We start from the raw sequence: 23,274 nt of genomic DNA on the forward strand, positions 1-23,274 counted from the left end.
TCCCGATCAGGGGAAGCTGAGGTTCGAGCGAACCGCTTCGGAAATCCGAGTCAGCCAATCCTCGGCCTCGCGGGCACGGTCCTCGGCCGCCTGAAGCCGGTCTTCCAGGGTCTTCACGACGTTAGTCGCCCGGTGCTGGACTTCCTGCAGCATCCGTTCCGCCGCCAGGGCGCGCGCATTGGCAGCGGCGATCTCGTCCTGCATGTTCGCGAAGATCTTCTGGGCCTGCATCTCCTGTTGGTGCCGGCCCGCTTCGAGTTCCTGGATGTATTCGGCGGCATCCTGGATGCGTTCGCAGACCGCCTGCCACTCCTCCTGTCCGAAGCGCTTCATATGCGCGGCAATATCGCTTCCGGTCTTCGACACCGAATTGCCCAATGCGCGCTCGACGGGGCTGAGAGATTTCAGCTCCTTGCGCATCGTCGGGGTCATCAAGAGCCGAGCAGGTTCCATGGTCCTCTCGCGCATCTCGACCGTAACATTGATCTCAGCCACCGCCCGCTCCGCTCCGGATCGCACCGTCGCTCGCCTGCAGCCGCCTTCCGGCGGGAATGGCCCCCGACCCCGGAGCCGCTCCCGGCCGTGTACTGAGCGGCCCGGTTCGCCTGACTCCGCGGCGGCACCCGCGACGGTTCCAGACCGCGAAGATGCCAGCCCCGTCCCTCTTGCGGCGCCCGGTTCCTTGAGCCAAGCGCGGCTTTAATCCCTTGTTTACTCTGCCGTCCTAGAACGGAACGGTCGTCACCTCGACGCGGGAAACCCTAGTGCGGGTCGCCTTCGCCGGGGTGAAGGGGACGACGGAAGCTCGTGATGATCGTGTCGTGAAGACGCGACAGCCACGTTTCCGCGTCGTTCGCACGAACTTCGGCGGCGCGGGCGCGCTCCTCGGATTTGATCAGCCGACGCTCGAGCGCAGCGACCTGCAATTCGAGGGCCTTCACCTGCTCGGCCGAACGACTGGTGACCTGATGGAGCTGCTGCTCAAGCTCGGTGGCACGCTCCTCGGAGAAGCGGATCGCCTCGCTTGCCTCCTTAATGAGGTCGATGGCCGACTTGAAGTCGCGAACTGGTCCGCCCTCACTCGGCTGGGGCTGGGACGGGAAGAACGACACGTTGCCCGGCAGCGGGATCGGCTCGAAATTCTGCACCGCTTCAGCCGCAGCGGCGGCTGCGGCCGCATGAGCCTTCAGGGCAGCATAGGCCGCCGCGTCGGCGTCGTCCTCGATGGGCATGCGAACCTGTTCCATCATGGTGACTCACTCAAGCATTCATGTCGTTATTGAGTTTGTTGTCACGCCCTTCCCGCTCTGCAGCGACGAAAGGCGTAACATTGCTGTCTTCGCCGCGCTCGGCGCGGGCCTCTTGAGCAGCGAACCCGAGCAGGGCCGCCGGGTCGACGCCGTGGAGGTTACGCACTGCGCGCTTAAGGGTCTCGTGCTGCTTCTGCAACGAGGCACGGGTCTCGCGGGCGATATCGAGGGCGCCCTGCGCCAGCGCCCGCTCCGACCGCTCGTTCTGTAATTCCTCGACCAGACGCCGGTTGGCGGCTTGCAACTCGGCCTTTTCGGCATCGTGGCGGCGCCCGAGCTGCTCCATCCGGTCGGCCAGGGCCGTCACGCGGGTCTGGGATTGCTCCATCGCGGCTTCCTTGGCCGCGAGCGCCTTCGAGAGCATGTCCGCCCGCGCATCGGCCTCGGCGCGCAGACGCTGAGTTTCGGACACCCGCTCCGTCTGCCGCTGCAATTCCGCCTGAAGTCCTTCGAGTCGCCGATCGATGGTCGTCCGCTCGATCTGAAGCTCCTTCAGGGTGCGGTCGGCGGTCCGGGACGTTTCCTCACGCTCGCGCAGCTGGCTGCGAACTTGGCTGAGAAGCTGTTCCAGTGTCGCGGCCCGGCCAAGCGAGGCATCGAGCTTCATGGCGAGGTTTGCCCGGTCGGCACGGATCGCCGACATCTCGGTCTCGTACTGGCTCTCTGCACGCTCGCGGGCTGCGGTCTCGGCCGCAAGTTGCGCTTCCAGATCGCGGGCCCGCTGCCGCAGCACCTCGATCTGCTGCGTCAGCTCGACCACCCTGGCCTCGGCCTCGGACAGCCGGACGGCCTGCTCGCCGGCCAGGGTTTGCAGGCGGCGGGCATCTTGTTCGCTCAGGCTCAGCCGCTCGCTCAGGTCATTCAACTCGCGCTCGGCGCGGGTCATCGCCTGATCGGCGGCCTGCGCCTCGATACGCAGCGACTTGTTCTCGCCGGTCAGCGCGCGAACCTGTTCCGTCTCGGCAAACAACTGCCGCTCGAGGTTCTCCACTGCGACGGACCGGTCGCGGATGCGGACGCGAAGCTCCTCGGTTTCGGCCTCCCGCTCGCGCAGCTGACCTTCCAGGCGCTGCAACTCGTTCGAAGTCGCGGCCAACTCGTTCGCGCTCGTAGCGGCGCGCCCGTTCACCTCGTTCAACTCACGATGCAGGTTGCGCATGTGCTCCTGCTCGCGGGCGAGCAGAACTTCGAGCTCCGCGATCTTGATCTTCGCTTGCGGCAGCTCGTCCGCGACGCCTGCCAGCGGCTCTAGGATCTGCGCGAAGTCCGTCTGAAGCGACTTCAGGTCGTCCAGCCGTTCCATCATCTGGCTGATGCGCACGCGCACCATTTCGTTGCGCTGGCCGATCGCGTCGAAGGCGCTGTAGGGATCGACCGGGGGCGCAGGAGGGGGCTCCGGCTGACGCTTTGCCTCCTGCCGTCGCTCGGCCTGCTGCCGCTCCGCCAGTTGGCGCCGCGCTTCCTGCACTGCCTGCGGACTCAGTTCGGGATAGGTCTCGGGCTCCGACTGATAAGCGGGCTGCGGCCTTTGCGGCGGCTGCGGCTGCTTCTGCTGCGGGGGCTGACGCTTCGGCTCCGGGCGCAGGGCTGCCTCGAGCCCAGTTCCGGGAGCCAGGCGGAGTCGTTACCCCGGGAAGAATCAGATGATCCCGATCCCTGCCCGAGCAGACGCTTGATCGGCGTCCATGCCATTGTCCCGAACTCCTTCGCGCCGCGCCGACAAACGGCCGCCCTCGTCCCGCGCGCCGGAAAGACCCTATTGTTTTACCAGTCGCGAGACCAGAGCGCTTGCGCCCACTTTGAACATCCGAGGGGGCTCGCCGGGAGGTCGCGCAGAGCCTGCAACCGGTTCTTATCTCTTAAAGTGATCCCGCCACGATAGTATGCGCGCGTCAATCGTTGAAAGCCGTCAGTTTCGAGCTTCAAACATCGCCTTTGAAGTCATCAAGACACAAGACGTTTTCTGTTTGTTGCATATTTGCAACTTTCTCCTGCCGCGTTTGCTGCCCCCATCACAAGTTGAACCGACCTAGCGGACTTGAAGGATGTCGATTGGGTCGGCCTGTGCGTCGTCGAAGATGCCGCAGGTGAACACCCCCGTATGGCATCCGTCCGTATCGAGGTTGCAGCGATGCGGCAGGATTTCCGGCAACCCATCGGCCTGAGGGAAATGACCGTGGACGACGAAGGGCGCCGACCGGTCAGGCGCGGGACTTACGGGTTTCCGGGCGCAGAGAAGCGTCGTGTCATCTTGGAAGGCCATCTCGCCGACGGCAGGATCGATTGCGGCATGGACGAAGACGCGCTGCCCGTCTTCGACGTACCGGACCAAGCGTTGCCGCAGGTAATCGGTGTAGCGTGCCGGGATGTCTGCCGCCTTGGCCACGTCGAGGCTTCGAAGGGTTTCGCCGCCGCCGTGATACTCGAAGTTCCAGATCGACCGCGCATCCCCGCGCGCCGCCGCGAGTAGCATCATGTCGTGGTCGCCGCAGAGCGCGGTGATGGCGGGTGTCTCGATGAGGTGATCGAGAACCTTTCGGGAGTCGGGGCCAATATTGATGTAGTCGCCGAGCACCAGGATCCGGTGCGGTTCGCCTGCCGCGTGAGACGCGATGCGATCAAGAATGGCGCGAAACCCGTCGAAGCAACCGTGGATATCGCCGACGGCGTATGTATTCATCCCACCCCAGCCTGTGTTGATCGAACCCTCGATAGCCCCCCTCAGGCTTCGCGCCCGATCCGGCTGTGACGGCACGCAGACGAAGGTCCTCCTTCGTCCAACGCGAGAGCTTGATCACATTTTTCGTTTTGGCTGAAAAGGTTGGGGCGCTTCAGTTTCCACATCCGCGCCAGTTCTCCCACCCTCCCACCGGCACTGTAATATGTTAGCCCACGCAGACACCCCGGCATGTCTCCGCACAAGATTGAAGATCTGGTGCAGCGCCCAAGATTAACTGTCCTTGCGTTTGAATGCGGAGAAACCCAGCGAAAACAGGGAAAACAACCCACGGATAGCATTACGGGCCTTGAGTCATGGCGCTTTTCAGACAAAATTAATCACATGGCTCGGTTACGAGCATGGCCTTCGTTCGGGCGTCGTCAATCATGTTTGCGAGCATCAATCCGGCAAGAAAATTACGCCTTGAGCGTGCCGTAGACTTCCAATCACCCGCTGGGATGGAAAGTGCGGCTGTGTCGGCCACCAACGGCATCGCGACGATTCTTAAGGCTATAGGGTCCTCTATCGATGAAGACCTGCCGAGGACTCCGATGCCCGAACAGAATTCCGACTGGCCGGCCCTGATCGAACGCATCCGCTCGACGGCGAGCCGCATGCGCGAGTCCGAGGCTCAGACGCGCGAACGCGCGATGCAGGTCGAGGATCTTCTCAGTCGCGCCCGTGCCGATATCCGGCTTGCAGAGGAACGGGTGCGCGCGGCCGAAGCCAAGGCGGCCCAAGCGGAAGCCGCAGCGCATGAGCGTGTTCGCGCCGCCGAGGAGCGGGCCACCCAGGCGGAGGAACGCGCGAACACCGCCGAGGCTTGGCTGCGGCAGATCCACGAGACGATCTTCAGCGAGTTCTCCATCATCGATGAGGCGAACGGCTGATGGCGCGGAACGTGAAGGACCGTCCGCCCGTGGGCAGTCGCACCGGCGAAGTCGCGCCCCTCGAAGGCGAGCGGACGAACGACCGCCCGAGCCTGCGGCAATTGCTGGCGCCCACGCGCCACACGGTCGAGCGCAGCGGTGTAGTTCAACTCTTTCCCGAGCCTCCGGTCTTGGACTCGAGCGAGACCGAGGAGCCGAACTGGCCGGCGGCCATCGAACTGATCCGCGATGTCGGCGCCCGCGTCCGTCAGGCACGACGCTACACGCGCGATGTGGTGGAGCATTCGCAAAGCGTCATCGACGGGGCCATGCATCGCCTCGAAGAGACGGAGCGCCGCCTCCGTCTCGCGGAATCGGCGGCGCGGGATGCCCATCTCCGCGCCGAGCGGGCCGAACTCGCGGCGCAAATGGCCGATGCCCGTGCGCGGCGCGCGGAAGAGGAAATCGAACTGAACCGGGCCAAGCTCGCGGAAGCGCAAATGTGGCTGAAGCGGCTCTACAGCAGTGTCCAGATCGAGTTTCGCGATCTGAGCGAGGATCCCTGATCCTGGCTGTGGTGCGGGTAGAGGGAATCGAACCCCCACGCCTTGCGGCTGGCGATTTTGAGTCGCCCGCGTCTACCAATTCCGCCATACCCGCGCGCCGGGGCTCATCGCACAGGTGAGCCCGATCGGCCAAGGGTTTTTCGCGCGGCAGATGCTTTCCGCAGGCAGGTTTCTTCGCGAGGTGCCAACTCTGGCCTTACGCGGTGGGCTGTGCTTGAAGGGGCGCCGCTTTCCCTCGCTCTCCCCGGACGACTAGATGCTGCGGCGGCTCTATGCCTGGATCCTGGCCCTGAGCGACCGGCCTTCCGCGCCATACGCCCTCGGGGCAGTGGCCTTCGCGGAAAGCTCGTTCTTCCCCGTGCCACCGGACGCCATGATGGTGCCGATGTCGGTGAGCCGCCCGGATCGGGTCTGGTTCTTCGCCACCGTCGCCACGGTGTGTTCGGTCCTCGGCGGGCTCGTCGGCTATGCGATCGGCGCGCTACTGTTCGATTCCCTCGGGCAGGCGCTCATCAAGCTTTACGGGCTGCAGAACTCGGCCGAAGCGTTTGAGCGCTCCTACGCCGAATACGGACATTGGGTGATCCTGCTGAAGGGCCTGACCCCGATCCCCTATAAGCTCGTCACGATCACGTCGGGCTTCGCCCATTACAGCCTGTTCTGGTTCACGGTGCTGTCGGTCATCACCCGGGGGGCGCGCTTCTTCATCCTCGCCGCCCTGCTCGGACGCTACGGCGTCCAGATCCGCGGCGTTCTGGACCGGCATCTCAACGCGGTCGCCGCCATTTCTCTCGCGGTGATCGTTCTTGGTTTCGTGCTGTTCAAGGTGATCCTGTAGCAATGGATACGAAAACCGCCCTTCGCCTCAAGACGACCGGATTGTGGGTCGCCATCGCCGCTGCGATCACCGTCGGCGGCGCCCTGGTGCTGCAATACGTGTTTGGATACGCGCCCTGTAAGCTCTGCCTGACTGAGCGCTTGCCCTACTATGCCGCTGTGCCGCTTGGCCTCATCGCGCTGTTCGCACCAATCCGCCTCGCTCGCCTCGCTCTCGGCCTTGCGGCGCTCGGTCTGCTCTACGGCGCGGGCATCGGCATCTATCACGCAGGCGCCGAATGGGGCTTTTGGGCGGGCCCGATGGATTGCGGCGGTGGCACGGGCGCAAACCCCGCTGCGGTGACCGACTTCCTGTCTTCGCTCAAGGTCACGAAGGTCGTGGATTGCTCGACCGCGTCGTTGCGGGTCCTCGGCGTTTCGCTCGCTGGGTGGAGCGCGGCGATCTCCGCGATCCTCGCCTCATGGGCCGGGACAGAGGCGCTCCGGGGCTAGTTCCGATCATCCGGAAGCATCGGCAGGGGAGCGACCTCGATCCCCTCCTCGATCAGCGCGCGGGCCTCGTCCAGGCTCGCCTGCCCATGGATCGAACGGCCTTCCGTTTCGCCGTAATGGATTTTCCGCGCCTCTTCGGCGAAGCGATCGCCGACATGCTCGGAATTCGCCGCGACATGCTCGTGGAGCGCCTTGATCATCTCCCGCAGCTTGCGCTCCGGTTCGGAGATCATCGGCACCGTAGCCTCCGTGGGCGGCGCGGCGACGAGGGCTTTCGAGGGTTCGCGATCCTTCCGTGCGACACGCGGCGCCATCACCGCCTTCGACACGGACGTGCTGCCGCAATGCGGACAGCCGACGAGGCCACGTTCGACCTGGGCGTCGTAGGCATCCGAGGAGGGAAACCAGCATTCGAAGTCGTGTGCGGATTCGCAGACCAGATTGTACCGGATCATTCGCGTGCGATTTTGTGTGTCAGGACTTCAGTCCGGCGCGCTCGATGGTGAACGGACGGGCGTGGCGAAGAGACGGGATACGCGTCCGCGCATCGGCCACGAGGGCCAAGTCGATCTCGGCCAAAATCACGCCCGGCTCGGTGCCGCCGTCGGCGAGCACCCGGCCCCAGGGATCGATGATGAGCGAGTGACCGAAGGTCTCGCGGCCATCCTCATGTGTCCCGCCCTGCGCCGCCGAGATCATGAACGATCCGGTCTCAATCGCCCGCGCCCGTTGCAGAACGTGCCAATGCGCCTCGCCGGTCTGGCGCGTGAAGCAGGCCGGCCCCGTCAGGACGTCCGCGCCCGCCTCCGCAAGGGAGCGGTAGAGGGAAGGGAAGCGAATGTCGTAGCAGATCGTAAGACCGAATGTAGCGAGCGGCGTTTCGGCCGCCACCGCGCAACTACCGCCCGTATAGGTCGAGGATTCCCGCCAACTCTCGCCGCTCGGCAGGTCGACGTCGAACAAATGCAGCTTGTCGTAGGAGGCGGCGATGCCGCCCTCGGGATCGATGAGGAAGGCACGGTTGGCAATCTTGTCGCCGTTGCGGACGGCGATCGAGCCAACCTGCACCCACGTCCCGACGTCCCGCGCCGTCTGGCGAAGGGCAGCGAGGGTGATGTCGGAATCCTGGTCCGTCACGACGGCGAACAGCTTCTCGCGGCCCCGTTCGACCAGAGAAGTCATCTCCGGCGTCTGGACGTACTGAGCCCCCCGTGACGCTGCCTCGCGCAGCCCCGCGACCGCTGCGTCGCGATTGGCCGCAGGGTCGCGGCCTGAGCACATCTGAATGCACGCGGCAACGAAACGCTCAGGCATCGGCGGATGCCTTCAGCAGCGGATCTAGCTTGCCCGCACGATCCAGGGCGTAGAGGTCGTCGCAACCGCCGACATGGGTCGCGCCGACGAAGATCTGCGGCACGCTCGTGCGGCCGCCCGCCCGCTCGACCATGGTCGCACGCGAGCCTGCCGTGCGCTCCACGTCGATTTCCTGGAAGACCACGCCCTTCTGCGTCAGCAGGCTCTTGGCCGCCGCGCAATAGGGGCACCAGGACGTGGTGTAGATGGTGACCGGCTGCATCGTCGCTGCATCTCGCACGGAAGATGCCCCATATAGGGGCTTCCCGAGCCAGTTGCCTATGGCCGCGCGGTCACGCGCGGCCGCAGCCAGACGGTCTTCGGCCTCAGGCCGCCAGCAGCTTCTCGACCTCGTTCACGAGATCGCGGAGGTGGAATGGCTTGGAGAGGACCTTCGCGTCCTTCGGGGCCTTCGAATCCGGGTTCAGGGCCACGGCGGCGAAGCCGGTGATAAACATCACTTTGATGTCCGGATCGAGTTCGGTGGCCCGGCGAGCCAGCTCGATTCCGTCCATTTCCGGCATGACGATGTCGGTCAGCAGCAGCTCGAACGGTTCTTCGCGCAGGCGGTTATACGCCGAGAGCCCGTTGTCGAACGAGAGCACGTCGTAGCCCGCGTTCTGCAGCGCCTTCGCGAGGAACCGGCGCATGTCGTTGTCGTCTTCCGCCAGCAGAATTTTCATCGGACGGTTCCGAGTCCTCGAATCGAAGCGTTGATCCCATAAAGGGACGGGTTGGTAAACAAGTGGTAACCTCAGCGGGAACCGCTCGCTGGTGAACTGCCAGCCGTTGTGTCGCTGCAACGGGGCATCCGCCCAGTGGACAGGGGCGAATCTCCGCCCCAGACTGTGCAGACGGGATACGGGATCGCGACCGGAGCGTCCACGCCGACGATGACAATCTCCGCCACGGAAACACCGGGGCCAGCCGAGCCCGCCAGCCTGTTCGATCCACCCTTCGTCGTGGACGAGCCGGACGACCATTCGATCCCCTTCGTCTTCAACACCGGCCATTCCGGGGCGATCTACCCGTCGAGCTTCCTCGCGGCCTCGCGTCTGGACGGGTTGAGCCTTCGGCGATCAGAAGATGCGCATGTCGACCGGCTTTTCGCGCCCGTCGTACGCCTCGGTGCGCCCCTCCTGCGGGCGAACTTTCCCCGCGCCTATCTCGATGTGAACCGGGAGCCCTACGAGCTCGACCCGCGTATGTTCGACGGGCGGTTGCCGCCTTTCGCCAACACACGCTCCATGCGAGTGGCGGGCGGGCTCGGCACCGTTCCGCGCGTCGTGGCCGATGGGCAGGAAATCTATCCGGGCCGGATCCCCGCCGGAGAAGCGGTCGCCCGGATCGAGACGCTCTACAAACCGTATCACCGCACCCTGCGCGGGTTGATCCAGCGTACGGCGAAGAGCCACGGCCGCTGCATTCTGATCGATTGCCACTCGATGCCCTCGACGAGCCTGGGGCGCGACGATGCCAAGGCCGACGTAGTGCTCGGTGATCGCTATGGTACGGCCTGCGCGCCAACACTCATCGACGCGTTCGAGAGCCAGTTTCAGGCACACGGTTTCCGCGTGGTGCGTAACAAACCCTACGCGGGAGGGTTCATCACCGAGCATTACGGTGAGCCGAACCTTGGGCGGCACGCTCTACAAATCGAGTTGAACCGCGCGCTCTACATGAACGAGTCGAGCATGGCTCTGACCCGAAGTTTTTCCGGCCTCGTCACGGCGCTTGAAGCGATCGTGACAGCCGTGGCGACGGGGTCGACAGAGATACCCCTCCCCCGCATGGCCGCCGAATAGGCGATTGCGCCAAGAAAAAAGGCCACTCCCGAAGGAGCGGCCCGAAGTCTAGGGAGGAAACGCCCAAGAAGGGCAGCAGGACCGCGACGCCATCGCGTTCCTGCAATGCACAATCTAAAGTGCGCCGCACAAAAGACAAGAGGCGTTCGTCCCCGAATGCCCGCTTTCGGCGCATGGCTCCCTTGCTAAGCTGTAGGCCCTCTCACTGCTCGGCGAGCAGCTTGGCGATCTCGGCCTTGAGCGGGCCGGCGAGGTCCGGCCGCTCCAGTCCGTAGGCAAGGTTCGCGGTCAGGAAGCCGAGCTTCGAACCGGTGTCGTAGGTGCGGCCCTCGTACTTCATGCCGAAGAAGGATTGTTCGCCCATCAGGTCGATCATGGCGTCGGTGAGCTGGATCTCGCCGCCTGCGCCCTTCTTGCCGTGCTCGAGGATACCGAAGATCTCGGGCTGAAGGATATAGCGACCGGAAATGATGTAGTTCGACGGGGCCGTGCCCTGCTTCGGCTTCTCCACCATGCCGGTGATCTCGAAGGTCTGGCCGTAGGTCTCGCCGACGCTGACGATGCCGTACTGGTGGGTCTCCTCGGGGGCGACCTCTTCCACGGCGATGACGTTGCCGCCGTGCCGCTCGTAGGCCGCGAGCATCTGACCCATGCAGCCCCGGCTCAGCATGTCCGGCAGAAGAACGGCGAAGGGCTCGTCGCCGACGATCTCTCGAGCGCACCAGACCGCATGGCCGAGGCCGAGGGGCGCCTGCTGGCGGGTGAAGCTGGTCTGGCCGGCCTGGGGCAGATCCTTCTTCAACTCCTCGTAGATCGCCTGCTTGCCGCGCTCCTGGAGGGTGCGGTCGAGTTCGTAGGCGATATCGAAATGGTCCTCGATCACTGCCTTGCCCCGGCCGGTGACGAAGATGAAATGCTCGATGCCCGCCTCGCGCGCCTCATCCACCACGTGCTGGACGACCGGCCGGTCGACCACGGTCAGCATTTCCTTGGGGACGGCCTTGGTCGCCGGGAGGAAACGCGTGCCCAGACCCGCGACGGGGAGGACGGCCTTGCGGATCGGTTTCATCGTGCGATGGCCTTGAAGCTGTGAGTTGGAACGACACTGGGACGATGAGACAGACCGCGACGGCCCTCGCAAGGCCCTTTTCATGATACTGCCGGGTAGTCCGACGTAAATATATCGGCGGACGCTACGTGTAGCGTTAACGCCCACGATCAACGGAGAAATCGGGATGGCAGTCCTCGTGACGGGCGGCGCCGGCTATATCGGCAGCCACATGGTGCTGGCCCTGCTCGATGCTGGGCACGATAAGGTCGTGGTCCTCGACGATCTCTCGACCGGGTTCGATTGGGCCGTGCCCGAGGGCGTCCACCTCGTCGTCGGCGACGTGGCCGATCAGGATCTCGTCGTGCGCACGATCCGGGAGCACGAGATCGACGCGCTGGCGCATTTCGCCGCGAAGATCGTGGTGCCGGATTCCGTGTCCGATCCCCTCGGTTACTACCTCGGCAACACGGTGAAGACGCGCGCCCTGATCGAGGCGGCGGTGGGCGCGGGTGTGCGCCATGTGATCTTCTCCTCGACCGCCGCCGTCTATGGCGAGCCGGAGGCCGTGCCGGTCCTCGAATCCGTGCCGCTCAACCCGATCAACCCCTATGGCCGCTCCAAGCTGATGAGCGAGTGGATGATCGCCGACGCGGCGGCGGCGCTCGGCTTCACCTACGTCGTGCTGCGCTACTTCAACGTCGCCGGGGCCGATCCGAAGGGCCGCTCCGGTCAGTCGTCGCCGAATGCCACCCACCTCATCAAGGTGGCGACCCAGGCGGCTCTCGGTCGTCGCGAGCGGCTCGACGTCTACGGAACGGACTATCCCACGCCGGACGGGTCCTGCCTTCGGGACTATATCCAGGTCACCGATCTCGCCGACGCCCATCGTCTCGCCCTCGACCATCTGCGTAGCGGAGGCGAAAGCCTCGTGATGAATTGCGGCTACGGGCAGGGCTATTCGGTGCTGGAAGTGGTCGAGGTCGTGAAGCGAGTCTCCGGCGTCGATTTTGACGTGCGTATTTGCCCGCGTCGGCCGGGCGACCCGGCCCAACTCGTCGCCGGTGTCGACAAGATCCGCGAGAGCCTGGGTTGGGAGCCGCGCTTCAATGATCTGGAGACGATCGTGACACAGGCGCTTGCCTGGGAAGACCATCTCGCCAAGCGCAACCGGACCTGAATGATGCGCCGGCTCGCGGCAGCGCTCACTCTTCTGATCTTGTGCGGTGCCGCTCCGGCGGGAGCCAAACCAGAGGGCGGGGCGAGCTTCGCTGCCTTCCTCACCGACCTGCGCCGCGATGCGGCGGCGCGTGGCGTCTCGGATGCGACACTGGATGCTGCCTTCCGGGAAGTGAAGGCGCCGGATCCGTCGATCCTCGCGCGGACGAAGAAGCAGGGTGAGTTCAGCCGACCGGTCTGGGACTACCTCGTCGGTGCGGTGACACCGGGCCGGATCGCGCGGGGACGCGCGAGGGCGCAAGCGCTAGCCGCGACACTCCAAGCCATCGAGGCGCGCTACGGCGTCCCGGAGAGCGTCGTGCTGGCGATCTGGGGCGTCGAATCCGATTTCGGTGCCAGCGCCGGGACAGTGCCGACGATCCGTGCCCTGGCGACTTTGGCCTCGGCAGGACATCGTGGCGATCTGTTCCGGAACGAATTGCTCGACGCGCTGCAGATCCTCCAACGCGGCGACATCACCCCGTCAGCGATGAGCGGAAGCTGGGCGGGCGCGATGGGTCAGGTCCAGTTCCTGCCCTCGACCTATCTCGGCCACGCCGTCGATTTCGACGGCGATGGACGCCGCGACATCTGGCAGGACGATGCCGACGCCCTCGCCTCCATTGCCTCCTACCTCAAGGATCTGGGCTGGAGGCCCGGCTTGTCCTGGGGCTACGAGGTGCGGCTGCCACAGGATTTCGATCTCAGCCGCTATGCGGCCGACCTGTCCGATTTCACGTCGCGCGGCGTCATGCGCACCGATGGCGGCGCGCTGCCCGGTATCGGCAAAGGAAGCCTGTTCCTGCCGGGTGGGCTCGGCGGTCCGGTCTTTCTGCTGACGGACAATTTCGAGGTGATCCGAGGCTACAACACCTCGGATTCCTACGCGTTGGCGGTCGGTCATCTGGCGGATCGCTTGGCCGGAGGGCCAGCGCTTGCGGCGCCGTGGCCGACCAAGGCGCCACGCCTCGATGGCGCCGGCATCAAGGCCTTGCAGCAAGGCTTGACCGCGAAGGGCTTCTATCGGGGCGACGCCGATGGCAGAGCAGGGCCGAAATTGCGCGAGGCCGTGCGCCGCTACCAGATCGACGCCGGCTTGCCCGCCGACGGTTATGCCTCGCCCGCGCTGCTCTCGCATCTCAAAGGTCCTTAAGCGGGCGCTTAGACGAAGACGGTTCATTTCGTTATCGTAAGGAGCGCTCTCGGGCGGACGCGGAAGGCGTGGGTGAATGACGAAGCCGCTCTACCCTCTTTCCCTCGCGGTTGTGCTCGGCTTGGCCCTGCTCCCGCCGGGCGAGGCCAAAGCCCAATGGGGCGACGGCTATGCCGATCCGCGCGGGGGAAACTACCAGGCGCCGCCGCGCCGCCGCGCCTATCGCGATGACGCCTATGCACGCCCGCAGCGCTACGCGCCGCCGCCGGAGCAGCCGCGCCAGTTCTATTGGCCGTGGGAAGACCGGCCGCAGCCGCAGGTCGCGCCGCCGCCCGAGCGCGCCTATCGTCCCCCGCCGCCGCGCCAGCGCAACTACGGCACGGCGGATAGCCAGCGCCCGCCAGCGAGCGTGCGCCGCCGCCAGCAACCTGCCCGCGCGCCGCAGCCGCCGAAGGCCGTGGCCGCCAAGCCGGATCCGAGCGTGCAGATCGCCGTGTTCGGCGATTCCCTGGCCGACCATCTGGCCAAGGGCCTCGACGATGCCTTCGAGGACAATGCCGACGTCGCGGTGATGGACCGTTCGAAAGGCGATAGCGGCCTCGTCCGCAAGGACGTCGTCGACTGGCCGAAGGTGGCGGACGATTATCTTCAGGCCAACCCGAAGGTGCGCTACGGGCTCGTGATGGTGGGCGCGAACGACCGGCAGGTCATCCGCGACGGTGATGCCACGATCGAACCCCTGACCGATCGCTGGAAGGAGCTGTACCGGGCGCGGGTCGAGGCGATGGTGAAGCCCTTCACCGACCGTAAGATACCGCTGATCTGGGTCGGGCTGCCGCCGATGCAGAACCCGAGCCTCATGCGCGACCTCGCCTCGATCAACGATCTGGTTCGCGAAGCGGTGACCAAGGCAGGGGCAACCTACGTCGACATCTGGCCGGGCTTCGTGGACGACCGGGATCGCTATGCGTCATCTGGCCCAGATCCGGAAGGTCAGATCGCGAAGCTGCGGACCTCCGACGGCGTACATTTCACGAAGGCGGGCGATCGCAAGCTCGCGCACTTCGCGGATATCGAACTGAAGCGCCTGATGGGCACCGCCGCGCCCGCGCTGTCGGAGCAACCGCCGACGGCGGCCGTGACACCGGGTGCCCCCGCGGGCGTTCCGGCCGCGAGCCTGGATGGCGGCGAGGCGCCGCCGTCGGACACGGCCGCGATCGACCGGCAGATCACCGCGATGCTGCCGAGCTTGCCCGAGCCAGCGGGCATTCCTGCCTTGCCGGTGAAGCCGGTGGCCGGGCCGGTCGTCCCCCTCTCACGAAACGAGACATCGCCCGGCGGCGCATTGATGACGGGGCGCCCCCTCGACGGCGATTCCACCGGAACCGTGGAACGCACCCTGTTGCGTGGGAACGCTCCCGCGCCGCAGCCAGGGCGAGCCGACGATTTCCGCTGGCCCCCCGGCTGATCCTATCGCGCCTCAGCGCGGCAGGACGCTCGCGCCCATCAACGCCTCGTCGATGGCGCGGGCGGCCTGACGTCCCTCGCGAATCGCCCACACCACCAGGGACTGGCCACGGCGCATGTCGCCTGCCGCCCAGATCTTCGGATCGGAGGTGCGGTAATCGTCCTCGTTCGCCGTCACGTTGCCGCGCTTGTCGACCGTGACGCCGGATTGCTCGAGCAGGCCCTTCTGAACCGATCCGGCGAAGCCGATCGCCATGAAGACGAGATCGGCGGGCAGGACGAACTCGGTGCCAGGGATCGGCTGACGCTTGGCATCCACACGTGCACAGACGACGCCCGTCAGCACACCCTTCTTGTTGCCTTCGAGGCGAAGGGTGGCAGCCTGGAACTCACGCTCCGCGCCTTCCGCCTGGCTCGACGAGGTGCGCATCTTCGTCGGCCAGTAAGGCCACACGGTCAGCTTGTCCTCGCGCTCCGGCGGGCGGGGGCGGATGTCGAGCTGGGTTACCGAGAGCGCGCCCTGGCGGAAGGCCGTGCCGACGCAATCGGACGCGGTATCGCCGCCGCCGATGACGACGACGTTCTTACCGTTGGCCAGGATCGGCGCCTCGCCGTTACCCCGCATCGGCTCCTGTCCGACGCGGCGGTTCGACTGCACGAGGTAGGGCATCGCATAATGCACGCCCTCGAGCTCCTGCCCCGGCAGGTTCGGGTTGCGCGGATCCTCGGCGCCGCCGCAGAAGATCACGGCGTCGTACTCCGCCTTCAGCTCTTCGACTGGCTTCGTGACGCCGACGTTCTGATTGTAGTGGAAGACCACACCTTCGGCTTCCATCTGCTTCACGCGCCGATCGATGTGGCGCTTCTCCATCTTGAAGTCCGGAATGCCGTAACGGAGCAGGCCACCCGCCTTCGGCTCGCGCTCGAACACATGGACGGTGTGGCCGACGCGGGCGAGTTGCTGCGCCGCCGCCATGCCCGCCGGACCGGAGCCGATCACCGCCACCCGCTTGCCAGTGCGGATCTCGGAAATCTCCGGCTTGATCCAGCCCATGTTCCAAGCGCGATCCGCGATGGCCTGCTCGATCGTCTTGATGGCGACCGGCTGGTTCTCGAGGTTCAGGGTGCACGCTTCCTCGCAGGGCGCGGGGCAGATGCGGCCGGTGAATTCGGGGAAGTTGTTCGTGGAGTGGAGGTTGCGCGAGGCTTCTTCCCAATCCGACTGGAAGACGAGGTCGTTCCAATCCGGGATCTGGTTGTGGACCGGGCAACCCGTCGGGCCATGGCAGAACGGGATGCCGCAATCCATGCAGCGCGCCGCCTGCTTGGTCAGGTCATGCTCGTCCAGCGGGAGCGTAAACTCGCGGAAGTGCCGAACGCGGTCGGCGGCGAGCTGATACTTCTGCTCCTGCCGATCGAATTCGAGGAAGCCCGTGATCTTGCCCATCGATCAACCCTTGCGGCCGAGGCGGATCGTGCGGTCCGGTGGCCTATGAAAAAATGCTGGCTGCGGCGCGCGGCCCTTTCCGCGCGCCGGTTGATCGCGGTTCGGATTACTCCGCCGCCACCGGCATCCGCGCCATTTCCATCTCGCGCAGCGCCCGGCGGTACTCCACCGGCATCACCTTGACGAACTTGGTGCGGTACTCCGCCCAGTTGTCGAGGATCGCCTTGGCCTTGGGGCTGCCCGTGTACTTGAGATGGTTGGTGATGAGCTGGCTCAGCCGCTCCTCGTCGTGGCCCGACATGTCGGCCAGGATGTCGACCCGGCCCTTGGTCTCCAGGTCGCCATCCTGGTGGAAGCGACGCATCAGGTCGTCCTCCTCCTCGACGGGTTCCAGATCGACCATCGACAGGTTGCAGCGCTTCGAGAACGATCCGTCCTCGTCGAGCACATAGGCGAGGCCGCCAGACATGCCCGCCGCGAAGTTGCGCCCAGTCTCGCCGATCGACACCACGACGCCACCGGTCATGTATTCGCAGCCATGGTCGCCCATGCCTTCGACCACCGCGATGGCGCCCGAGTTGCGCACGGCGAACCGCTCGCCCGCCGAACCGCGGATGTAGCACTCGCCCGCGATTGCCCCGTAGAGCACCGTATTGCCCGCCATGATCGTCCGCTCGGACGGCGCCTTGAGGGCGTCGCTCGGCCGGATGATCAGCTTGCCGCCGGAAAGGCCCTTGCCGATGTAGTCGTTGCCATGGCCCGTCAGTTCGAGGGTCACGCCCGCCGCCGTCCAGGCACCGAAGCTCTGGCCGGCCGTGCCGGAGAGCTGCACCTTGATCGTATCGTCGGGCAGGCCCTCGTGGCCAAGAGCCTTGGCGACCTCGCCGGAGAGCATCGCACCCGCCGCACGGTCCGAGTTGCGGATCGTGTCGGTGAGCACCACCGGCTCGCCGGTATCAATGGCGCTGCGCGCCCCAGCGATCAGCCGCCGGTCGAGGACGTCGTCGATCGGGTGATGCTGGGTCTCGACATGGCGGATCGCCATCTCGGGACCGACATCCGGCCGGTGGAACAGCTTGGTGAAGTCGAGGCCCCGCGCCTTCCAGTGCCGGATGGCCGCGACCTTATCGAGGATGTCCGAACGGCCGACCACCTCTTCGAGCTTCGTGAAGCCGAGGGAAGCCAGGATCTCCCGAACCTCCTCCGCCACGAAGAAGAAGTAGTTCACCACGTGCTCGGGCGTGCCCTTGAAGCGCTTGCGCAGAACGGGATCCTGCGTCGCCACGCCCACCGGACAGGTGTTCAGGTGGCACTTGCGCATCATGATGCAGCCCGCCGCGATCAGCGGCGCGGTCGAGAAACCCATCTGGTCGGCGCCGAGCAGGGCCGCGATCATCACGTCGCGGCCGGTGCGAAGGCCACCATCCGCCTGGAGGGCGACGCGGCCACGCAGGCCATTGAGCACCAGTGTCTGCTGGGTCTCAGCCAGCCCGGTCTCCCACGGGCCACCCGCGTGCTTCAGGGAGGTGAGCGGCGCCGCGCCCGTACCCCCGTCGAAGCCCGAGATAGTGATGTGGTCCGCCCGCGCCTTGGCGACGCCCGCCGCGACGGTGCCGACACCGACCTCGGAGACGAGCTTCACCGACACGTCGGCCGACGGGTTCACGTTCTTCAGGTCGAAGATCAGCTGAGCCAGATCCTCGATCGAGTAGATGTCGTGATGCGGCGGCGGCGAGATCAGGCCGACGCCCGGCGTGGCGTAGCGGACCTTGGCGATCTTCGCATCGACCTTGTGACCGGGCAGCTGGCCGCCCTCGCCGGGCTTGGCACCCTGGGCCACCTTGATCTGCATCATGTCCGAGTTGACGAGGTATTCCGTCGTCACGCCGAACCGGCCCGAGGCCACTTGCTTGATCGCCGACCGACGCGAGCGCCCATCCGGCAGTGGCTTGAACCGCTCCACCTCCTCGCCGCCCTCACCCGAGTTCGAGCGACCGCCGAACGAGTTCAGCGCGATGGCCAGCGTCTCATGCGCCTCCTTGGAGATGGAGCCGTAGGACATGGCGCCCGTGGCGAACCGCTTCACGATCTCAGCGGCGGGCTCGACCGAGTCGAGCGGCACCGGTGCCCGGCCGAGTTCCTCGGCGGACTTGATGCGGAACAGGCCACGCAGGGTCTTGAGGTGGTTTTCCTGCTGGTTCACCAGTTTGGCGTATTCCCGATAGCGCTCGGGCACGTTCATGCGCACCGCGTGCTGCAGGGTCGCCACGGTGTCCGGCGTCCAGGTGTGAACCTCGCCGCGCAGGCGGTAGGCGTACTCGCCGCCGACATCGAGCGCGTTCCGGTAGACCGGCGCGTCGCCGAAGGCATCGCGGTGACGGCGCACTGTCTCCTCGGCGACCTCGGCCATGCCGACGCCCTCGATGGTCGTCGCCGTGCCGAAGAAGTCCCGGGCCACGAAGGCCGAGTTGAGGCCGACGGCATCGAAGATCTGCGCGCCGCAGTACGACTGGTAGGTCGAGATGCCCATCTTGGACATGACCTTCAGCAGGCCCTTATCGATCGCCTTGATGTAGCGATAGATGATCTCGTCGTCGGTCAGGTCCGGCGGGAACTCGTCCTTCATTTCGAGAAGGGTCTCGAAGGCGAGGTACGGGTTGATCGCCTCGGCGCCGTAGCCGGCGAGGCAGGCGAAATGATGCACTTCGCGCGGCTCGCCCGACTCGACCACGAGGCCGACCGAGGTCCGCAGTCCCTTGCGGATCAGGTAATTGTGAACGGCCGCCGTGGCGAGCAGCGCCGGGATCGGGATACGATCCGGCCCGACTGCCCGGTCGGTGAGCACGATGATGTTGTAACCGCCACGCACCGCCGCCTCGGCGCGGTCGCACAGCCGGTCCAGCGCGCCTTCCATGGCCGCAGCGCCGTTCTCGGCGGGGTAGGTCATGTCGAGCGTCTTGGTGTCGAACCGATCCTCGAAATGACCGATGGAGCGGATCTTCTCCAGATCGCCGTTGGTCAGGATCGGCTGGCGCACCTCGAGCCGCTTGCGGCGGGAGGCGCCTTCCATGTCGAGCAGGTTCGGCCGGGGACCGATGAACGAGACGAGGCTCATCACGGCCTCCTCGCGAATCGGATCGATCGGCGGGTTCGTGACCTGCGCGAAGTTCTGCTTGAAGTAGGTGTAGAGCAGCTTCGACTTCTCGGAGAGCGCCGAGAGCGGCGTATCCGTACCCATGGAGCCGACCGCCTCCTGGCCGGTGACGGCCATGGGCTGCATCAGAAGCTTGAGGTCTTCCTGGGTGTAGCCGAAGGCCTGCTGGCGATCGAGCAGGTTCACGTCGCCCCGTGACTCGCGCGGCTGCACCGGGCGCAGGTCTTCCAGCACGATCTGGGTGTTCTTGACCCAATCGGCATAGGGGTGCGCCTTGGCCAACTCGCCCTTGATCTCCTCGTCAGAGACGATGCGGCCCTTCTGAAGGTCGATGAGCAGCATCCGGCCCGGCTGGAGGCGCCAGGACTGAACGATCTTCTCGTCCGGGATCGGCAGGGTGCCAGCCTCGGAGGCGAGCACGACCAGACCGTCGTCGGTTACGATGTAGCGGGCCGGGCGCAGGCCGTTGCGGTCAAGGGTGGCACCAATCTGCCGCCCATCGGTGAAGGCCACGGCGGCCGGACCGTCCCACGGCTCCATCAGAGCGGCATGGTACTCGTAAAAGGCACGACGCTCCTCATCCATGAGCGGGTTCCCCGCCCAGGCCTCGGGGATGAGCATCATCATCGCATGAGCGAGCGGATAGCCACCCATCACGAGGAATTCGAGCGCGTTGTCGAAGCAGGCCGTGTCGGACTGCCCCTCGTAGGAGATTGGCCAGAGCTTCGAAATGTCGTTGCCGAACAGTTCCGAATCGACGCTCGCCTGACGGGCGGCCATCCAGTTCACGTTGCCGCGCAGGGTGTTGATCTCACCGTTATGCGCGACGAAGCGATAGGGGTGGGACAGGCGCCAGGTCGGGAAGGTGTTGGTGGCGAAACGCTGGTGGACCAGCGCCAACGCGGACACGAACCGCTCGTCCTTCAGGTCGAGGAAGTAGTTCCCGAGCTGGTTCACCAGCACCATGCCCTTATAGACGATGGTGCGGGTCGACACGGAGACCGGGTAGAACTCCTTCATCCGCTGGTCGTCGTGACCGTAGATGGTGTTCGAAATCGCCTTACGGGCGACGTAGATCCGACGCTCGAACGCGTCCTGATCCGTCACGGAAGCCGGGCGGCCGATGAACACCTGACGGTGGCACGGCTCGGTCGCGAGCACAGCCTTGCCGAGATCGGTCGAATCGACCGGCACGTCGCGCCAGCCGAGCAGGGGCAGGCCTTCGGCGGCCAGCGTCGAGGCCACGATACCCTCGATCACCCGGCGCGGTTGCTCGGCCTTCGGCAGGAAGAGCTGCGCGATGGCGTATTGCCCGGCGGGCGGAAGCTCGAAGCCGAGGCGCGAGCATTCATCCGCAAAGAAGGCGTGCGGGATCTGGGTGAGGATGCCGCAACCGTCGCCCATCTTCGGGTCCGCACCGACGGCGCCCCGGTGGTCGAGGTTCTCAAGAATCTTCAGGCCCTGCTGCACGATCGAGTGGCTGCGGCGATCATGCATGTCCGCGATGAAACCGACGCCACAGGCGTCGCGTTCATGGGCAGGATTGTACGCGCCCTGAGCTTTGGGAAGCGCAGGGTCGCGCACGATCAGCGGCATCGCAGCGCCGCGGGGAGCGTTCGGCTCGGGGGCGTGTCCGCGTCCAGCCATGCTTCCTCTAGTCCCTTCCCTCGTCGCGAGCCGCGCCCGACCCTTCGGGTTCCGCGAGCAGGTTTCGTGCCTCGATACCACTTTCGACCGGCCGGGGCGCAAAAGACGCAGCGGGCCGCCCCATGTGGCGGAGCCCGGAGGCCCGGTCGCACAAGGCGGCGCGGTCTCTTCTCACGGCATTTGCGCCCGCGCGCGTCGCGCGACCGAGGCGAATGGGACAGTGCTACTGTCCTAAATCGCGAAGTTGGCAGATTGAAATGGTTTCAGCAAGGGCCCCAGCGCCTTGGGCCCCTTGCAACCAACAGCCGCATCCCATCGGCCTCGCGCAGCCTCACGGCCTTCGCAATGTCGCCCGATTCCGGAGGTCTATAGGCCGGGCCGAGCACAAGCGGCATGCGGGGCAACGACCTCGACGGCATGGCCGACGACCGGACACACCGGACGGGGGCCATGCCAATACCGGATCACCCGGCCGGGTCTCCAGAATCGGGAACGAGTGTGATGAGCGTGAGCGCGAAGGCCTCGAGCGCGAAGCTGCGGAACCGTGCCTTGCGCGCGGCCCTCCTTTCCGCAGGCCTATTGCTGACTTCGAGCCAAATCGCCGGGGCTCAGGGCTTCGCCGGATCCTTCTTCGAAGACGACGTTTTGCCGCCGCGGGTCATCGCGTGGCGTCTTGCCGACCGCGGCTTTACAGGGATCGGCCGCCCGCGATTCGATGGACGCGCCTACGTGGTCGATGCCGTCAGCCCCGCCGGGATGCCGGTCCGCGTCGTAGTCGACCCGGCGACCGGTGCCATCATGGGTCGTGAACACGGGCCGAGCCCGGAGGTCTACGCCCGACTCGAACGGCCACCGACCCGCGGGATGCCCGGCTATGGCTGGACGGAAGACGAGGCGGCCCGGCCGCCGCAGCCCGCGCCCTACGAGTCCGGCCCCGCGTTGCGCCAACCCCGCAGACCGGTTCCGGAGGCTGTCCGGCCCCAGGAGAGTAATCCGCTCGGGCTTAATCCCGATGGTGGTCACCGCGCCGAACCGCCGCGCAAGGTCGCCCGAACCAGCCCGACGCGCCAGCCGGAGAAGCCGTCGCTCGCGAAGGTGAGCCCCGTCGTGCCCGCGCCGAAGGCCGCACCCGAAGCGGCCCAACCGGCCGCTGCGACGCCTGCCGCCACGACGAACCCCGCTCCGGAGCCCAAACCCGTCGCTTCGACCACGGCGCCGAAGCCGGATTGGAAGGATCCGCCTACGGAGGGCAAGCGCAACGTCCGCGTGATCGGCGGGGCGACCGTCGTTCCGGGCACGCCCGGCAAGGACGGCGACGCCGCGCAGCCGTAGCAATAAGCCGCCTCAGCCGAGATCGCGCCGCAATCTCTCGCCGCCCGTGAAGACGGTGAGGGAGTCGGACCGGGCGATGGCGCAAAGGGTCAGCCCGTGTGCCGTCGCGCGCTCTAGCGCCAGCGAGGTTGGCGCGGAAATCGCGACGACGATGGCGGCACCCAGACGGGCAGCCTTCTCCACCATTTCGAACGAACAGCGGCTGGTGATCAGCAGAAACCCAGTGGCTGGATCGGTGCCATCGCGCATCAGGGCGCCGATCAGCTTGTCCAGAGCATTGTGGCGACCGACATCCTCGCGCACCGCGTGAATGGTCCCATCGAGCCGCGCCCAGGCAGCGGCATGGACCGCTCGCGTCACGGCACCGAGATGCTGTTCGGAGTCCAGCCCGGCGAGCGCCTTCGCCACCGCCGACACGGAGACCGTCACGGACGGCGCGAGCCGCGTTTCGGCGCGGGGGATCGCTGCGAGATCCTCGATACCGCAGACCCCGCAACCCGTTCGACCGCTGATCGCCCGCTTGCGTGCCAGGTGCTCACGCAGGCGACCGGGCGCGAGTTCGACTAAAAGGCGAAGGCCGTCTTCCACAGCCTCGAGCCTCACCTCACGGATCTCCGAGGCATCCTCGACAATGCCTTCGGTCAAGCTGAAGCCGTAGGCGAAATCCTCGAGATCGCCGGGGGTGGCCATCATCACCGCATGCGGCACGCTGCCGTAGACGAGATTGACCGGTGCCTCGACCGCGAGGGGTCGCGATCCGGGGCGAAACTGCTGACCCACGTAGTCGATGACTAGCATGGGCGCATCGACGGCACGAAGCGGCCCCTGTTGCCGATCTGCGACGCTTCCGGCCTCTT

The 23,274-nt window shown here is 66.0% G+C and carries 21 protein-coding genes and 1 tRNA gene; 9 read left to right on the forward strand and 13 right to left on the reverse strand.

Annotated elements, in window-relative coordinates; all coding sequences use genetic code 11:
* Positions 1 to 6: 6 nt before the first annotated feature.
* From ACFQE0_RS00370 to ACFQE0_RS00385, 4 genes are all read right to left on the reverse strand, one after another.
* Positions 7 to 495: a hypothetical protein gene (locus tag ACFQE0_RS00370; protein WP_378965996.1), complete on the reverse strand. Its 489-nt coding sequence runs from the start codon at positions 493 to 495 to the stop codon at positions 7 to 9.
* A 266-nt stretch (positions 496 to 761) separates the two neighbouring features.
* Positions 762 to 1,232 (reverse strand): hypothetical protein, encoded by a 471-nt coding sequence (locus ACFQE0_RS00375; RefSeq protein WP_378965998.1) that lies wholly within the window; start codon positions 1,230 to 1,232, stop codon positions 762 to 764.
* A gap of 28 nt (positions 1,233 to 1,260) precedes the next feature.
* A complete protein-coding gene (locus tag ACFQE0_RS00380; RefSeq protein ID WP_378966000.1) occupies positions 1,261 to 2,778 on the reverse strand; it encodes a chromosome partitioning protein ParA in 1,518 nt (505 codons plus the stop codon).
* Between the two features lie 561 nt (positions 2,779 to 3,339).
* Complete coding sequence (locus tag ACFQE0_RS00385; protein ID WP_378966002.1) at positions 3,340 to 3,990, reverse strand: metallophosphoesterase; 651 nt, start codon at positions 3,988 to 3,990, stop codon at positions 3,340 to 3,342.
* A gap of 398 nt (positions 3,991 to 4,388) precedes the next feature.
* On the opposite strand from ACFQE0_RS00385, the gene ACFQE0_RS00390 reads away from it, so the two are divergent.
* Both ACFQE0_RS00390 and ACFQE0_RS00395 read left to right on the forward strand, forming a co-directional pair.
* A complete protein-coding gene (locus tag ACFQE0_RS00390) occupies positions 4,389 to 4,919 on the forward strand; it encodes a hypothetical protein (RefSeq protein WP_378966004.1) in 531 nt (176 codons plus the stop codon).
* Positions 4,920 to 4,948: 29 nt separating this feature from the next.
* Positions 4,949 to 5,464: a hypothetical protein gene (locus ACFQE0_RS00395; protein WP_378966006.1), complete on the forward strand. Its 516-nt coding sequence runs from the start codon at positions 4,949 to 4,951 to the stop codon at positions 5,462 to 5,464.
* 9 nt (positions 5,465 to 5,473) lie between these two features.
* Here the strand turns inward: ACFQE0_RS00395 and ACFQE0_RS00400 are convergent.
* Positions 5,474 to 5,558 (reverse strand) — tRNA-Leu (locus ACFQE0_RS00400).
* Between the two features lie 162 nt (positions 5,559 to 5,720).
* On the opposite strand from ACFQE0_RS00400, the gene ACFQE0_RS00405 reads away from it, so the two are divergent.
* Both ACFQE0_RS00405 and ACFQE0_RS00410 read left to right on the forward strand, forming a co-directional pair.
* Positions 5,721 to 6,302 (forward strand): YqaA family protein, encoded by a 582-nt coding sequence (locus ACFQE0_RS00405; protein ID WP_378966009.1) that lies wholly within the window; start codon positions 5,721 to 5,723, stop codon positions 6,300 to 6,302.
* Between the two features lie 2 nt (positions 6,303 to 6,304).
* Positions 6,305 to 6,793 carry a disulfide bond formation protein B gene (locus tag ACFQE0_RS00410; protein WP_378966011.1) on the forward strand — a complete coding sequence of 163 codons (489 nt, stop codon included), beginning with the start codon at positions 6,305 to 6,307 and terminating at the stop codon, positions 6,791 to 6,793.
* Here ACFQE0_RS00410 and ACFQE0_RS00415 read toward each other — a convergent pair.
* The 4 genes from ACFQE0_RS00415 to cpdR all read right to left on the reverse strand — a co-directional run bounded on the left by ACFQE0_RS00415 (position 6,790) and on the right by cpdR (position 8,829).
* On the reverse strand, positions 6,790 to 7,248 hold the full coding sequence (locus tag ACFQE0_RS00415; protein ID WP_378966014.1) for a DUF1178 family protein: 459 nt from the start codon (positions 7,246 to 7,248) through the stop codon (positions 6,790 to 6,792). The two genes, ACFQE0_RS00410 and ACFQE0_RS00415, sit on opposite strands and share 4 nt — an antisense overlap.
* Before the next feature lie 19 nt (positions 7,249 to 7,267).
* Positions 7,268 to 8,107 carry a carbon-nitrogen hydrolase family protein gene (locus ACFQE0_RS00420; RefSeq protein ID WP_378966016.1) on the reverse strand — a complete coding sequence of 280 codons (840 nt, stop codon included), beginning with the start codon at positions 8,105 to 8,107 and terminating at the stop codon, positions 7,268 to 7,270.
* Positions 8,100 to 8,369, reverse strand: a complete 270-nt coding sequence (grxC, locus tag ACFQE0_RS00425; RefSeq protein ID WP_378966018.1) for a glutaredoxin 3 — start codon at positions 8,367 to 8,369, stop codon at positions 8,100 to 8,102. Before grxC ends, ACFQE0_RS00420 begins: the two co-directional genes overlap by 8 nt.
* A gap of 103 nt (positions 8,370 to 8,472) precedes the next feature.
* A complete protein-coding gene (cpdR, locus tag ACFQE0_RS00430; RefSeq protein ID WP_003603128.1) occupies positions 8,473 to 8,829 on the reverse strand; it encodes a cell cycle two-component system response regulator CpdR in 357 nt (118 codons plus the stop codon).
* Between the two features lie 210 nt (positions 8,830 to 9,039).
* Here cpdR and ACFQE0_RS00435 point away from each other — a divergent pair, with 210 nt between their 5' ends.
* Positions 9,040 to 9,951 carry an N-formylglutamate amidohydrolase gene (locus tag ACFQE0_RS00435; RefSeq protein WP_378966020.1) on the forward strand — a complete coding sequence of 304 codons (912 nt, stop codon included), beginning with the start codon at positions 9,040 to 9,042 and terminating at the stop codon, positions 9,949 to 9,951.
* Between the two features lie 202 nt (positions 9,952 to 10,153).
* Here ACFQE0_RS00435 and ACFQE0_RS00440 read toward each other — a convergent pair whose 3' ends face one another.
* On the reverse strand, positions 10,154 to 11,020 hold the full coding sequence (locus ACFQE0_RS00440; protein ID WP_378966022.1) for a UTP--glucose-1-phosphate uridylyltransferase: 867 nt from the start codon (positions 11,018 to 11,020) through the stop codon (positions 10,154 to 10,156).
* A gap of 166 nt (positions 11,021 to 11,186) precedes the next feature.
* On the opposite strand from ACFQE0_RS00440, the gene galE reads away from it, so the two are divergent.
* The 3 genes from galE (at position 11,187) to ACFQE0_RS00455 (ending at position 14,838) form a co-directional block, all read left to right on the forward strand.
* On the forward strand, positions 11,187 to 12,179 hold the full coding sequence (gene galE / locus ACFQE0_RS00445; protein ID WP_378966024.1) for a UDP-glucose 4-epimerase GalE: 993 nt from the start codon (positions 11,187 to 11,189) through the stop codon (positions 12,177 to 12,179).
* A 3-nt stretch (positions 12,180 to 12,182) separates the two neighbouring features.
* On the forward strand, positions 12,183 to 13,370 hold the full coding sequence (locus ACFQE0_RS00450; RefSeq protein WP_378975177.1) for a lytic murein transglycosylase: 1,188 nt from the start codon (positions 12,183 to 12,185) through the stop codon (positions 13,368 to 13,370).
* Positions 13,371 to 13,446: 76 nt separating this feature from the next.
* Entirely contained in the window at positions 13,447 to 14,838 is a 1,392-nt protein-coding gene (locus ACFQE0_RS00455; RefSeq protein WP_378966026.1) for an SGNH/GDSL hydrolase family protein, read from the forward strand.
* Between the two features lie 12 nt (positions 14,839 to 14,850).
* Here the strand turns inward: ACFQE0_RS00455 and ACFQE0_RS00460 are convergent, their stop codons facing one another.
* Both ACFQE0_RS00460 and gltB read right to left on the reverse strand, forming a co-directional pair.
* Entirely contained in the window at positions 14,851 to 16,284 is a 1,434-nt protein-coding gene (locus tag ACFQE0_RS00460) for a glutamate synthase subunit beta (protein WP_378966029.1), read from the reverse strand.
* A 106-nt stretch (positions 16,285 to 16,390) separates the two neighbouring features.
* Positions 16,391 to 21,085 carry a glutamate synthase large subunit gene (gltB, locus tag ACFQE0_RS00465; RefSeq protein WP_378966031.1) on the reverse strand — a complete coding sequence of 1,565 codons (4,695 nt, stop codon included), beginning with the start codon at positions 21,083 to 21,085 and terminating at the stop codon, positions 16,391 to 16,393.
* Between the two features lie 549 nt (positions 21,086 to 21,634).
* Here gltB and ACFQE0_RS00470 point away from each other — a divergent pair.
* The gene (locus ACFQE0_RS00470; RefSeq protein ID WP_378966033.1) at positions 21,635 to 22,417 is read left to right on the forward strand and encodes a hypothetical protein; all 783 of its coding nucleotides are present in this window, start codon (positions 21,635 to 21,637) and stop codon (positions 22,415 to 22,417) included.
* Between the two features lie 12 nt (positions 22,418 to 22,429).
* Here ACFQE0_RS00470 and fdhD read toward each other — a convergent pair whose 3' ends face one another.
* Entirely contained in the window at positions 22,430 to 23,215 is a 786-nt protein-coding gene (fdhD, locus tag ACFQE0_RS00475; protein ID WP_378966035.1) for a formate dehydrogenase accessory sulfurtransferase FdhD, read from the reverse strand.
* Positions 23,216 to 23,274: the final 59 nt, after the last annotated feature.

The sequence above is a fragment of the Methylobacterium komagatae genome (assembly GCF_042661665.1).
GTDB classification, from domain to species: domain Bacteria; phylum Pseudomonadota; class Alphaproteobacteria; order Rhizobiales; family Beijerinckiaceae; genus Methylobacterium; species Methylobacterium komagatae.